Origin of the sequence: Maribacter thermophilus (assembly GCF_001020565.1) — a bacterium.
Classification (GTDB): domain Bacteria; phylum Bacteroidota; class Bacteroidia; order Flavobacteriales; family Flavobacteriaceae; genus Maribacter; species Maribacter thermophilus.
Genome location: NZ_LDAS01000001.1, coordinates 1,201,037 through 1,215,922 on the forward strand (window position 1 = coordinate 1,201,037; position 14,886 = coordinate 1,215,922).

10 protein-coding genes are annotated in these 14,886 nt (G+C 37.7%); 9 read left to right on the plus strand and 1 reads right to left on the minus strand.

What is annotated here, in order from left to right:
- The first annotated feature begins 34 nt into the window (after positions 1-34).
- The 9 genes from AB657_RS05270 to AB657_RS05310 all read left to right on the plus strand — a co-directional run bounded on the left by AB657_RS05270 (position 35) and on the right by AB657_RS05310 (position 13,860).
- Positions 35-757: a CsgE family curli-type amyloid fiber assembly protein gene (locus AB657_RS05270; RefSeq protein ID WP_047245531.1), complete on the plus strand. Its 723-nt coding sequence runs from the start codon at positions 35-37 to the stop codon at positions 755-757.
- Between the two features lies 1 nt (position 758).
- The gene (locus tag AB657_RS05275) at positions 759-1,151 is read left to right on the plus strand and encodes a curli production assembly/transport component CsgF (RefSeq protein WP_047245532.1); all 393 of its coding nucleotides are present in this window, start codon (positions 759-761) and stop codon (positions 1,149-1,151) included.
- Between the two features lie 5 nt (positions 1,152-1,156).
- The gene (locus AB657_RS05280) at positions 1,157-2,548 is read left to right on the plus strand and encodes a CsgG/HfaB family protein (protein ID WP_047245533.1); all 1,392 of its coding nucleotides are present in this window, start codon (positions 1,157-1,159) and stop codon (positions 2,546-2,548) included.
- A 7-nt stretch (positions 2,549-2,555) separates the two neighbouring features.
- Complete coding sequence (locus AB657_RS05285; protein WP_052958634.1) at positions 2,556-4,085, plus strand: carboxypeptidase regulatory-like domain-containing protein; 1,530 nt, start codon at positions 2,556-2,558, stop codon at positions 4,083-4,085.
- A 169-nt stretch (positions 4,086-4,254) separates the two neighbouring features.
- Entirely contained in the window at positions 4,255-7,089 is a 2,835-nt protein-coding gene (uvrA, locus tag AB657_RS05290; RefSeq protein ID WP_047245534.1) for an excinuclease ABC subunit UvrA, read from the plus strand.
- Positions 7,090-7,096: 7 nt separating this feature from the next.
- Positions 7,097-7,783 (plus strand): LOG family protein, encoded by a 687-nt coding sequence (locus tag AB657_RS05295; protein ID WP_047245535.1) that lies wholly within the window; start codon positions 7,097-7,099, stop codon positions 7,781-7,783.
- 38 nt (positions 7,784-7,821) lie between these two features.
- The gene (locus AB657_RS05300) at positions 7,822-10,641 is read left to right on the plus strand and encodes a gluzincin family metallopeptidase (protein WP_232304848.1); all 2,820 of its coding nucleotides are present in this window, start codon (positions 7,822-7,824) and stop codon (positions 10,639-10,641) included.
- Positions 10,642-10,796: 155 nt separating this feature from the next.
- On the plus strand, positions 10,797-13,208 hold the full coding sequence (locus AB657_RS05305) for an alpha-ketoacid dehydrogenase subunit alpha/beta (protein WP_047245537.1): 2,412 nt from the start codon (positions 10,797-10,799) through the stop codon (positions 13,206-13,208).
- A gap of 274 nt (positions 13,209-13,482) precedes the next feature.
- Positions 13,483-13,860, plus strand: a complete 378-nt coding sequence (locus tag AB657_RS05310) for a DoxX family protein (RefSeq protein ID WP_047245538.1) — start codon at positions 13,483-13,485, stop codon at positions 13,858-13,860.
- Position 13,861: 1 nt separating this feature from the next.
- Here AB657_RS05310 and holA read toward each other — a convergent pair whose 3' ends face one another.
- A complete protein-coding gene (gene holA, locus AB657_RS05315; protein ID WP_047245539.1) occupies positions 13,862-14,863 on the minus strand; it encodes a DNA polymerase III subunit delta in 1,002 nt (333 codons plus the stop codon).
- Positions 14,864-14,886: the final 23 nt, after the last annotated feature.

The window sequence follows — 14,886 nt, forward strand, 5'->3', positions numbered from 1 at the left end:
TATTTTATTTTTCCTTATCCTTTTTATAGGGCCAATGATCAGAGCTCAAAACTTCAATAAAGAAGTAGAGGCTAAAATAAATATAGACTCAAAGGGTGTGTTAACCGACATTATCTTCTCTGCCTACAACAAAACAAGTATAAAAAAGAGTCTCAGGTATAAAGCTTTAATCGTAAAAAATGCGAGCCCCACATCCTCAAAGGAACAGTTCGATGACGAACAATATTTTGTCATCGAAGCGGGCGAGCGCAAAAATATCAGCAAAACAACGTTATCATTGGAAAACAAAGAGAGAACAATAGTTTTTGTTCTCTTGTACGAAGAAGAAAAGGTAATCGGCAAAGACCGTATCGTAATCAACGGTTTTGAGGGAGAGGATGATATGCAGCCAAAAGTGGTTCAAAAAGACAATTTAATAGAGCCCAACAAAAGGAAGCAATCTCAAGACATAGATTTAATGAAGGGGCTTGTATTTGAAAATACAAAAACAAAACCTGGGCGGGATTTCTATCAAATGTTTTACCTAGCCTACCAAAACAATAACATCAATGGAAACGAAATCGTCAAGGTCGATGAGGTATTGGCCATAGGCGGCAACACCCAAATTAAGATATACGCAGGTAATGAACTGGTGGTTCAGTTCTTTTTAAATCCACGAAGTTCATATATCAAAGAAATGGTAGATCAATCCATTTTAAGAATCAACCAATATTTTATTCACAATAGGGCTATCAGTCAAAATACTATTCAATATTAATATGAAACTACTAACCTTTTTATCTTTTTTATTTACAATATCGGTATACTCGCAACAATTGGTGTATACTCCCAAAAATCCAAACTTTGGTGGAGAAACCTTTAATTACCAATGGTTGCTAAGTTCGGCACAGGCGCAAAACTCCTTTACCGATGATCGTGGTTCGAACGACGAACAATCTGAGCTCGAATACTTTCAAGAAAGCTTAAACAGCCAACTTCTGGGGCAGCTTACAAGGTCCGTTTACAATTCTGAGCTTGGTGACGGCCTAGAGCCGGGTACTTTTAATGTTGGCGATCTGCTGTTAGAAATTTTTGAATCTGGAGAAGGCTTAGTCGTAAATATTCTTGACACCACTACAGGAGAACAAACCCAAATCATAATTCCGAACTAAAAAATATGAAACTTTACCAAAGTTCCCTCGCCATAGGGCTTCTTGTACTGCTATGTGGTTGTGGCACCTATTTTAACCAACCCTTGGCACCAAGCAAGGCAAGAATAGGAGAAACCACCCAGAAATCTTATTATTTAAAAAACCTACCCTTGCCAAAAGAACCTATTGTCGTAGGGGTATATAATTTTAAGGACCAAACAGGCCAGTATAAAAGTGTTGAAAATGCCAGCACGTTCAGTACTGCCGTGCCACAAGGTGCGACTACGATGCTCATTAAAGCCCTAGAGGATTCTAAATGGTTTACCCCAATAGAAAGAGAAAATTTATCCAACCTTTTGAACGAGCGGAACATTATACGATCTACTCGGCAAGAATATACCGGAGACCAAAGCGGGCAACCAAATCTACCCCCATTGTTATACGCCGGTATTTTACTTGAAGGGGGTATAATTTCATATGACACAAATATTATAACGGGGGGCTATGGTGCACGCTATTTTGGCACCGGTGGTTCTACACAATACAGGCAAGACCGTATAACCATATACCTTAGGGCGGTCTCTACCTCCAACGGAAAAATATTAAAGACCGTTTACGTGTCCAAGACTATATTATCACAAGCACTGGATGCCAGTTTGTTTAAATATGTAAAATTTCAACGCCTATTAGAAGTTGAAACCGGTATTACTAAAAACGAACCTATACAATTGGCCATCCAAAATGCCATAGAAAATGCTGTTGAATCACTGATAATAGAAGGCATACAGGACAATCTGTGGAGCACCATGGAAGGTACGGCAGTAAACGATTCTATTGTTTCTTTATACAATCAAAGAAAACTGGAAGAGGAATCCACTCTTTTGTACAATAGAAAACAGGCCCCTCATGTACTAAAGAACAGTATAGGTATTTTTGGGGGTACTCCAGTGCTTAATGCCGATTTTTCAAAGAAATCCCTTGGTGCCGGTGGCGGAATAAAATATAGCCGTTACCTATCCCCTAAAATAGACATAGGTATAAAAGGGGATTATTTCTACTTTACCGGTGGCCAAAATTTCTATAAAGAATATATGTCCGGTAACTTTCAATTGGGATATACCATTTTACCGTTTGATGATTTGACCCCATATATTTATGGTGGTATAGGAGGCATTTTCGATTTACGGTCACCAGACCCAAACCTTACCGAAGATACCTCGGGCATAAACCTACAATACGGCCTAGCATTAAAATACAACATTAACCCTAGACTCTCCCTTTTCGTAAACGCAGAAAACAACCACACTACCAGTGACGCCATAGATGATGTGGTAAATGGAAAAAGAGACGATTTCTATTATAATTTCTCTATCGGATTAGAGTGGAGATTTGGCAAAAACATGAATAAACGTAATTGAAAATATAATGAGCATTTTTAAGAATCAATATTTTAAGGCCACATTTCTTATAGTCTTCTTATTACTAGTATCATGTGAAGAGGATACCATAGGCGATGAAGCCTTCGGAACTTTGGAAGGAAAAGTGGTTTCCAATAGTTTCAACGTTCCCCTAGAGAATGTAAAAATAACCACAAACCCTTCTTCTACTACCGTTTTTACTGATAAAGATGGGTATTTCGTTATTGAGGATATTAGTATCGGCGACTATTCCGTACAAGCCGATAAAGATGATTTTGAGACTTCTTTTGAACCATCTACCATTTATAGCAATAAAACCACTACGGTAGTTTTTGAACTGGATAGTGTGGCCTCTAAGAATTTACAACCGGCCATACCAACCTTGATTTCCCCACAAGACAAGGCAACGGATATCTCCAATCCCGTACAATTTGTTTGGTCTTCGTCTAAAAATGATTCCGATACCATTACCTATACATTTGAATTAAGGGAAGGCAATACGGGAGAAATTCAAATTTTTGAAAATATACAAGACACTACCCTAACTATCGATAATTTATCGGTGGGTGCAAATTATTTTTGGCAAGTTACCGCCAATGATGCTATCACAGAGTCTACACAAAGTAAAATAAGCAGTTTTCAATTAAGAGGAATTGAAAACAACAGGTTTTTATATGTTAGAACGCTTAACGGAAACAATGTTATCTTTTCGGGAGGAGAACCCAGTGGGGTAAACAACTCTGAGGTAAACCAACATGAAATTCAATTGACATCCTCTGAATTAAACTGTTATAGACCCAAAGCAAACAGAACCGTAAACAAAATAGCCTATATAAGTAATCAAGGAGGAGAATCACATTTATTTACCATGAATTTGGACGGAAGCGATAAAACACAATTGACCCAGAGTATTCCGATAGCAGGGTTTAGAAACGATGAAATTGAATTTGCCTGGTCTAACAATGGTAACGTTATCTACTACCCTAATTTCAACAGTTTATATGCCATAAATATTGATGGATCGGGGTTATCAAAGGTTTACGAATCACCTTCTGGAGAATTTATTACAGAAGTGGCGACCAACCTATCGAACAATTTAATAGCCATAAAGACCAATGATGCCGCCGGATACAATGTTAAGATACAAACAATAAACCCAGTCAGTAACACCGTTACAAGAACTATAGTAGAAGGAATCCCCGGAGCTTTTGGAGGATTGGACTATTCTATAAACGGAAACAAAATATTGTATACGAGAGATATTTCGGGAATTGAAAATGCTCAATACCGTCAACTCGATAGCCGAATTTTTGAATACGACATTGCAAATGAGAGTTCCTTAGAGATAGATACCGATAAGCCAACTGGTTATAACAACCTTGATGTGGGATATGCACCAAACGAAGGTTATGTAATTTATATACTTACATCCAATGATGGTATATCTGAAAAGAAAATTTACAGAAAGGAAATTAATGCCAGCGAAGCTGACCCAGAATTGTTGTTCACCAATGCTTTCATGCCCAATTGGGAATAATAATTATCATGGTCTAACTAAGAAACTGTCTATTATTTAAGATTTATTTTAATAAGTTTAAAATACTGATCCAGCTAATAAAAAAACATAACGCACTACCTGTAGTTAATTTGCTCACTTGTTCATGATTAGCGCTCAAAATCGTAGTTTTGCAACTTTGCTATGATTCATGATCGATTACGAAGAAAATATTGAGGTTCAAGGTGCCCGTGTACACAACCTTAAAAATATAGATGTTACCATACCCAGGGAAAAACTCGTTGTTATTACGGGGCTTTCTGGAAGCGGAAAATCCTCATTGGCCTTTGATACCATATATGCAGAGGGACAAAGACGATATATCGAAACTTTTTCGGCCTATGCCAGACAATTTTTGGGTGGTTTGGAAAGACCCGACGTAGATAAAATAGACGGTCTTTCCCCTGTAATTGCTATTGAACAAAAAACAACCTCTAAATCTCCGAGGTCTACGGTAGGTACCATAACAGAGGTCTACGACTTTCTTCGTCTTTTGTATGCACGTGCCGGTGATGCACATAGTTACAATACTGGAGAAAAAATGGTCAGCTACAGTGATGACCAGATAAAAAAACTGATCATTGATTCTTATAGAGATAAGAAAATAAATATACTCGCACCGATAATAAAAGCAAGAAAAGGACATTACAGAGAGCTGTTTGAACAAATTGCCAAGCAAGGTTTTGTTAAAGTGAGAGTAGACGGGGAAATCAAGGATCTCGTAAAAGGGATGAAGGTAGACCGTTATAAGACCCATGATATAGAAATTGTCATAGACCGACTCAAAGTGGTAGAGAACGACGATTTGCACAAGCGTCTATCAGAAACCATAAATACCGCTATGTACAGTGGCGACAATGTGTTAATGGTTTTGGAAGAAGGCACTGAAGACCCCCGCTATTTTAGCAGAGACCTCATGTGCCCTACCACAGGCATCTCATACCCTACACCAGAGCCCAATACATTTTCGTTTAACTCCCCAAAGGGCATGTGCCCACACTGTAGTGGTTTGGGGCACGTGTACGAAGTAAACGAGAACAAAATTTTTCCGAACAAAAAACTATCTATAAAAAGTGGAGGCATTGCCCCATTAGGAGAATACAAAAAATCATGGGCTTTTAAACAAATAGAGATAATTGCCCAACGCTATAATTTTGAACTTACAGATCCTATTAACAAAATACCACAGCAAGCCTTAGAGGTTATATTGCACGGTAGTAACGAAAGTTTTGAGGTAGATTCAAAATCACTTGGTGTAAAAAGAACTTATAAAATTGATTATGAAGGTATTTCAAACTTCATAAAAAGCCAATTCGAAGAAGCCGAATCCACCACTATAAAGCGATGGGCAAAAGAATATATGGACAAAACCAGTTGCTCGGTATGTGGTGGCAGCAGGTTAAGAAAAGAGTCCCTTTATTTTAAAATAGACGATAAAAATATTGCCGAGCTCGCAAACATGGATATTGCGGAATTGGCAGACTTCTTTAAAGGACTGGAAAAAAAACTGGAAGGCAACCAATTAAAGATAGCCCAAGAGATCATCAAAGAAATTAAAACAAGAATTCAATTTCTTCTAGATGTAGGTTTAGACTATCTTTCCTTAAACCGAAGCTCCAAATCACTATCGGGTGGCGAAGCACAAAGAATTAGGCTGGCAACGCAGATAGGTTCACAATTGGTAGGTGTGCTATATATACTCGATGAACCCAGTATTGGTCTTCATCAAAGAGACAATAGCCGCCTAATAAAATCTCTAGAAGCCTTAAGAGACATAGGCAATTCCGTTATTGTGGTAGAGCATGACCGCGATATGATAGAGCGTGCGGATCATGTCATAGACATTGGACCAAAAGCAGGAAAACATGGCGGCGAAATAATATCGGAAGGAACCCCCGAAGAACTTAAAAACCACCATACCCTTACAGCGGATTATATTACCGGGGTAAAAGAAATAAAAGTACCGGAAACCAGGAGAAAAGGCAACGGAAAAAAAATTATACTATCAGGTTGTACGGGCAACAACCTAAAAAATATTACGGTAGAATTTCCTCTAGGTAAAATGATTGGTGTAACCGGCGTTTCGGGAAGCGGAAAATCTACACTTATAAACGAGACCTTATACCCTATCATGAACGCCCATTATTTTAATGGTGTAAAAAAACCGATGCCCTATAAAAAGATTACCGGACTGGAGCATATTGATAAAGTTATTGACATAAACCAATCACCCATAGGGCGAACACCACGTTCCAACCCTGCCACCTATACAGGTGTTTTTAGCGAAATAAGATCATTGTTCGCAAAAACACCTGAAGCCTCCATAAGAGGGTACAAACCCGGGAGGTTTAGTTTTAATGTAAAGGGAGGACGTTGCGAAACCTGCCAAGGTGGAGGTCTACGTGTTATCGAAATGAATTTCTTACCGGACGTTTTTGTAGAATGCGAAACATGTAACGGAAAACGTTTTAATAGGGAAACCTTAGAAATACGCTATAAGGGAAAATCTATTTCGGATGTACTTGAAATGACCATTAATGAAGCCGTGGATTTTTTTGAACCAATTCCGAAAATCCATCGTAAATTAAAAACAATACAAGATGTTGGCCTAGGTTATATATCTTTAGGGCAACAATCCACTACCCTATCGGGTGGCGAGGCCCAACGTATTAAATTGGCTACCGAACTATCCAAAAGAGATACGGGAAACACCTTCTATATATTGGATGAACCCACCACCGGTCTTCATTTTGAAGATATTAGGGTATTAATGGATGTGCTTAACAAACTGGTGAACAAAGGAAATACCGTATTGGTAATAGAACATAATTTAGACGTTATTAAAATGGTAGACCATGTTATAGACATTGGTTATGAAGGTGGACGATCTGGAGGGCAATTAGTGGCATCGGGGACACCGGAAGAAATTTGTAAAGTAAAAAAAAGCTATACGGCAGAGTTTTTGAAGAAAGAATTAAAAATGTGATTTATATATGAGAAACGAAAAACACCCTAAAGGATGGAATGAAATAAAGACCAATGACTCATGGGCCATCTTTAAGATTATGGGAGAGTTCGTAAACGGTTTTGAAAAAATGAGCAAAATAGGACCCTGTGTTTCTATTTTTGGCTCGGCCAGAACCAAAGAACATAATAAATATTACCAATTGGCGGTCAGTATTGCAAAAAAAATATCGGAAGCCGGCTATGGTGTTATTACAGGAGGTGGCCCCGGTATTATGGAAGCTGGCAACAGGGGCGCCAATCTTGCCGGTGGCACATCGGTAGGCCTTAACATAGATTTGCCTTTTGAACAACACGACAACCCCTATATAGACGGTGATAAAAGTCTAGATTTCGATTACTTTTTTGTTAGAAAGGTAATGTTCGTTAAATATTCACAGGGTTTTGTGGTTATGCCGGGCGGTTTTGGAACGCTGGACGAACTTTTTGAAGCGATAACCCTTATACAAACTCACAAAATTGGTAAATTTCCCATTATTTTGGTCGGAAGCGATTTCTGGTCCGGTCTTTTTGATTGGATAAAAGATACTATGCTCAGTTTTGGTAACATAAGTGCCGAAGACTTGGACCTGATCAAAATTGTAGATACCGAGGAAGAAGTCGTAAACATTATCGATTCGTTCTATAAAGGTCATACTCTTAGTCCTAATTTTTAGTGTTCATATTGAAAAACGTCCTGCCCTACAAATTACTTTTGTCATTAATACTATGCTACATCGGGAGCAGGACCACATACGCCCAATATGAAACAAGTTTAAATGTTAAGCTCAATGAATTTACCAAAGAGCTGGACATAAAACAGGAGTTTACCTATTACAACAACTCCAACTATTCTTTGGGTATTATCTACTTTAACGATTGGGCCCACGCCTACTCTAACAAAAACACCGGTCTGGCCAAGCGGTTTGCCCAAGAATTCAAGAAAAGTCTGCACTTGGCAAAAAAAAGTGAAAGGGGGCATACTACCATTATAAGTGTGGTAGATGATGAATACGAGGGTTTGGAGTGGGAAAGAACAAAAGATGAAGACATTTTAAAAGTTAGGCTTAACAAGGCTTTGGTACCCAAAGGGTCTACCAAAATTATCATCACCTATAAAGTTAAGTTGCCCCCGAACAAATACACACCGTACGGCTATGACAACAAAGGCAACTACTATTTAAAGGACTGGTATTTAACACCTGCCGTTTACGATGGAAAATGGCACCTATATTCAAATAAAAACCTAGAAGACCTATATACCAACATTACAAAAACAACCATTGATTTTACATACCCCGATAGTCTGCATCTGGTTTCCAATTTCAAAGAAGAGGACAATACCAAATTATCCAATGTTCAAAATGTAAAACTTACATCTAAAAATCAAAAAAGTGCAGAGATCATATTAAATCGTGAAAATACTTTTTCAACACATATTACCCCGCATATAAAGGTGGTAACCAATATAGCCGCACCAAGGTACAGCCCAATAGAACAAGGAATATCCATTAACAAAATAACCGATTTCATTTACCAAAACCTTGGTGAATATCCCCATGACAAACTATTGGTAAGTCAAATAGATTATGATAAAGACCCACTATATGGCATAAATCAACTGCCCTCGTTTATTCGTCCTTATGACCAAAAATTTCAATTTGAGATGAAATTTTTGAAAACGGCCCTGAACAGTATCCTGAAGGAAACAATTTTTCTGAACCCCCGAAAAGAACAGTGGTTGAACAATGCAATTGCCAATTATCTAATGATAGAATATGTGGAGGAGAACTATCCGGATCAAAAGCTATTGGGCAATTTAAGCCGTATCTGGGGATTGCGGAGTTTTAACTTGGCAAAAATGGGTTTCAACGAGCAATATCCGTTTTTATATAATCTAACCGCCAGAAAAAATTTAGATCAGGCTTTGACGACCCCAAATGATTCTTTGATAAAGTTCAATCAAAAAATCGCCAATAAATACAAGGCAGGTTTAGGCTTGGCCTATTTGGCCGATTATATAGGTAAAGAAAAGGTCGACGAAAGCATTAAAACCTTTTTTAAGTATTACCAGCTGAACAAAGTTAAAATTATTGATTTCGAATCTATTTTAAAAAGGTCTACGAATAAAGACATTGATTGGTTCTTTAAAGATTATGTTTCGACCGACCGGAGAATAGACTTTAAGATAAAAAAGGTAAAAAAATCGGAAGACTCCTTAAACGTTACAATCAAGAATAAAGAAGGTACCAATGTGCCCATTAGTATGTTCGGGTTAAAAAACGACTCTGTAGTTTCAAAATATTGGTTTAAGAACATAGAGACCTATAAAACATTTACCATACCCAACAACAAAGAGGACAAACTGGTTTTAAACTACGATCAAAAAATTCCGGAATTTAACCAAAGAGACAACTGGAAATCCCTTAAAGGCTTTCTATCAAGCAACAAAAAACTGAAATTTACTTTTTTCAAAGATTCTGAAAATCCATATTACAATCAGGTTTTTTATGTTCCTGTTATCAACTTTAATATATATGATGGTTGGGCTCCTGGTCTACGATTGTACAACAAAACACTTTTAGAACGGCCTTTTGTATATGATTTTGCCCCCTCTTATTCCTTTAGGGAAAAAGCGTTTGTTGGCTATGGCAAGTTTAATTATAGAAAATATTTAAGTAAAAGCGGTCTCTATGTTGCCAATTATTCTTTAGGGGCCTCTACCTCACATTTTAACGTCAACTCACGTTACACCTCCATTACGCCGGCCTTAAGTTTTGGTTGGCGACCAGATGATCTTATATCCGACAAAAGGCAATTTCTATCTTTTAGATATGTAAATATCTTTAGAAACTTTGATGAAAGTTTGGGCAGCATTGCAAATGATTCCGAACATCCGGACTATAGTGTTTTCAATGCGAGATATATAAACAGGGACAATGGTATTTTAGATTACAGTTCCTGGTTTTTGGATTTTCAGTTGGCGGGCAATTTCAGTAAGCTCGCATTTGAGTATGAATATCGAAAACTTTTTGAGAACAACAGACAGTTTAACCTTCGTTTTTTCGCCGGTAAATTTTTAAGCAACAATACCAATACCAATTTCTTTAGTTTTGCCCTTGACCGCCCTACTGACTATCTTTTTGACTATAACTATCTTGGAAGATCTGAGGATTCGGGCATTTACAGCCAGCAGATCATTATTGCCGAGGGTGGCTTTAAATCTTTCTTGGACGAACGCTATCGATATTCCGATAATTGGATGGCCACTGTAAATACAAGCTTCAACTTATGGAGATGGATAGAACTTTATGGTGATGCCGGTTTGGTAAAGAACAAAGGTTTAGACGAAAAATTTGTATATGATTCGGGTGTAAGATTAAATCTTGTTACAGATTATTTTGAATTGTATTTTCCCTTATATTCAAACAATGGTTGGGAAATATCTCAACCCGATTATGGCGAAAAAATACGTTTTATAATAACGGTAAGCCCAAAAACTTTGACGGGACTGTTTACCAGAAAATGGTTTTGATTTAACTATTCGTAAATAACAACTCAATAAAACCGAGTATATTACGAATATTTTAAAATATTGACCATTAAATTAATTTATCATCAATAAATTAAACATTCCCATCATTGCTAAAACGATTTCTATTCGGTATTTTTGGTAAAATTTGATAAAACATGGATGTTTCTTCTAAAACAAGCAACGATATATCATTTGAAGATTTCAAGGAGCAGATTATTAGTGACTATAAAATTGCATTTTTAAGTAGAACATGTAGCCTGCTAGGAAGAAAAGAGGTACTTACCGGCAAAGCCAAATTCGGAATATTTGGTGACGGAAAAGAGCTTCCGCAATTGGCGATGGCGAAATCTTTTAAAAATGGTGATTTTAGAAGCGGTTACTACAGAGACCAAACCTTTATGATGGCCACCGGGCTTTTAAAGCCCAAAGATTTCTTTCACGGTCTGTATGCCACTACCAATATAGAAAAAGAGCCCATGAGCGCAGGAAGACAAATGGGCGGGCATTTTGTTACCTATAGTTTAAATGAGGACGGTAGCTGGAAAGATTTGACAAAACAAAAGAATAGCAGCTCTGATATATCATGCACCGCAGGGCAAATGCCAAGATTATTGGGCTTGGCACAGGCCTCTAAAGTGTACAGGGAACTGCGCGACCTTGATTCCTCCAAGTTTTCGAACAACGGAAATGAAGTAGCTTGGGGTACCATTGGAAACGCCAGTACCAGCGAAGGTATGTTCTGGGAGACCATAAACGCGGCAGGTGTATTACAGGTACCTTTGATATTAAGTATCTGGGATGATGAATATGGCATATCGGTACCTGCAAAATATCATACCACCAAAGAAGACATTTCAAAAATTTTATCAGGCTTTCAAAGAGACGACAAAAACAAAGGGGTAGAAATTTTAAAGGTAAAAGGTTGGGATTATACGGCCCTTATGCACGCCTACGAAAATGCGGCCGATATAGCCCGCCAAGAACATGTTCCGGTTATTATACATGTTACCGAGCTCACCCAGCCACAAGGCCATTCTACTTCTGGTTCCCACGAAAGATACAAAGATGATAAGCGCTTGGCCTGGGAACGCGACAACGACTGCAACAAAAGGTTTAAAGAATGGATCTTAGAATCGGGTATCGCCACGGCCAAAGAATTGGAGCTGATTGAAAAAGACATAAAAAAAACAGTTCGAGAGGCCAAGAAACAGGCTTGGACAGAATATTTGGAAGAGCATTTGAACTTAAAGAAAGACCTTGTTCGAATACTTAATTCGGCCGCGAACAAAAGTTCCAACAAAAACTTTCTGAACAAAATTAAAAACGACCTAATAGCGATTGAGGAGCCTCTAAAAAAAGATTTGGCCATAGCCGCAAGAAAATCACTGCGCTATTTATTGGGCGAAAAATCTGCAGAGAGACAAACTTTGGTAAATTGGCTATCCAATTTTGAGAAAGAGACTCAACCTAAATTTAGCTCACATCTCTACAGTGAAAACCAAAACAATGTCAGAAATATAAAAGCCATAGCCCCCGAATATAAAAATGGCACCGAAAAAGTGGATGGGCGAGTAGTATTACGCGACAATTTTGACAAGCTTTTTGAAAAATATCCAAATGCATTGGTCTTTGGGGAAGATACAGGAGCTATCGGTGATGTAAACCAAGGTTTGGAAGGTCTTCAAGAAAAGTACGGAAAAATTAGAATTGCCGATACGGGCATTAGGGAAACGACCATTATAGGCCAAGGTATAGGAATGGCCTTAAGAGGGCTGCGACCTATAGCCGAAATTCAATATCTAGATTATATTTTTTATGCCATTGCCACCATGACAGATGATCTGGCAACTCTTTTATATAGAACTTATGGCAAACAAAAGGCGCCATTGATTATTCGTACCAGAGGTCACAGATTAGAGGGCATATGGCATTCAGGTTCTGAAATGGGAGGGTTAATACACCTACTAAGGGGTATTCACATTCTTGCTCCTAGAAACATGACACAGGCGGCAGGTTTCTATAACACCTTAATGAAAAGCGACGAGCCTGCATTGATCATAGAAAGTCTTAACGGATATCGACTTAAAGAAAACAAACCCAGTAACCTGGGCGAGTTCTGTACTCCCATCGGCGTTGTCGAGACTATAAAAAAAGGGAGCGATATTACTTTGGTTTCTTACGGTTCTACCTTAAGAATTGTAGAACAGGCCGCTAAAGATTTACTTGAAGTGGGTATTGATGCCGAGATAATAGACGCACAAACATTGTTACCTTTTGATATTGCCCATGACACGGTTAAAAGTGTTCAAAAAACAAATAGGTTATTGGTAATAGACGAGGATGTACCCGGGGGATGCTCTGCTTATCTTTTAAATGAGATAATAGAAAAACAAGGAGCCTACCAATATCTAGACAGTGCACCACAAACCTTGACGGCAAAAGCACATAGACCTGCCTACGGTAGCGACGGAGACTATTTTTCTAAACCAAATGCAGAAGATATTTTTGAAAAGGTTTATGAAATTATGAACGAAGCAAACCCCGAAGAGTTTCCCAGTTTAAAGTAAATTGGTACCTACAACGTAAAGATTGTTCAATAAACATTAAAAATCTCGCTTGCAGCGGGATTTTTTTATTCTTTCCATTACTTTTTTTCTTTCATTCCATTTTACAAAGATAATGACCAAAACACCTGGTTCCCAATAAAATACAGAGATGCCAATGATTGAATAAAAATGGACATGCTTATATATTTACCTATTTTAAGAAAAGTAATTAAGTAGAATATTTCAAAAAATCTTAAAAAAATAATACTTTTAAAAAGTAAAAGTAGATTATATAATGAAAAGTCCCCTTTTAAAAGACATCGGATTGGCATTTTTTAGAATTGCCGTTTCGGTGATGATGCTTACACATGGCCTACCCAAATTTCAAAAATTAATTTCTGGTAATTTTCAATTCGGAGATCCTATTGGAATCGGTGCCGCACCTTCATTGTTTTTAGCAGTTATAAGTGAATTTATTTGCCCCATTTTAATAATAATTGGCTATAGAACAAGATTGCTATCCATACCTGTAGCCATTACTATGGCCGTAGCCGCTTTTATAGCTCATGGTAGCGACCCTTTCGGTACTAAAGAAAAAGCATTGTTCTATTTGGTAGCCTTTATTACCATCGCACTTGTTGGCCCGGGCAAATACAGTATAGACAGAAAGTAACTTAAATAACTTTCACCAAGAGTTCTTTCAAAAGGTCGGCCTCACTTATTTTTACGGAGCCAACCCCTTTACTTTTCATATCCAGCTCTCGCAAACTAGATATGATTTGGCTTACCCTTTTCATAGGATAGTTTCTGGCCGCTGTTTGAAATTCTCCCACAAAGTAAGGATTGATCCTAAGAGAACTGGCTACATTTTTTGGTGAATGGTCTCTTAACCCATGGTACTGCAATAGTTGCGAAAAGAAAATTTGCAATAATGTAACCGTTAATACAAAAGGATTATCTTTTGGGTTTTGGGCAAAATAATTAACAATTTTAGTTGCCTTTACAATATTGCGCTCCCCTATCGCCTTCTTTAACTCAAAGTTATTGTAATCTTTACTGATTCCGATATTCTGTTCAATATCCAATGGTGTTATTTCCCTTTTTTCAGGTAAGGCCAACTTTAGCTTAACGAGCTCATTATTAATTTTGCCTAAATCCGTGCCTAAATATTCAACTAGTAAAATGGCGGCTTTGTGTGAAATTGAATATCCACTGGACAATAATGTCTTTCGCAACCACTCCGTCACCTGATTTTCGTACAACTTTTTACTTTCGAACAAAACACCGCACTTCTTAACGGTTTTGTACAGCGCTTTTCGCTTGTCCAGTTTGTTATACTTGTAACAAATGACCAACACGGTTGTCATTTGCGGATTTTCCGCATAAGCGGTTAACTTTTCTATACTTCTAGATAGGTGTTGGGCCTCTTTGACAATGACCACTTGTTTCTCGGCCATCATAGGGTACCTCTTGGCGTTCCCTACAATATCGTCTATAGAAACGTCCTTACCGTACAATACCATTTGGTTAAAGCCCTTTTCTTCTTCTGAAAGTACATTATCGGCAATATATGAGGATATCTTATCTATAAAATAAGCTTCTTCCCCATATAAAAAATAGATAGGCTTTACCGCCCCTTTTTTTATATCATTAACAATCTGTAGTGCTTCATCCATTCGGAAAAAATCATCAAATTTGT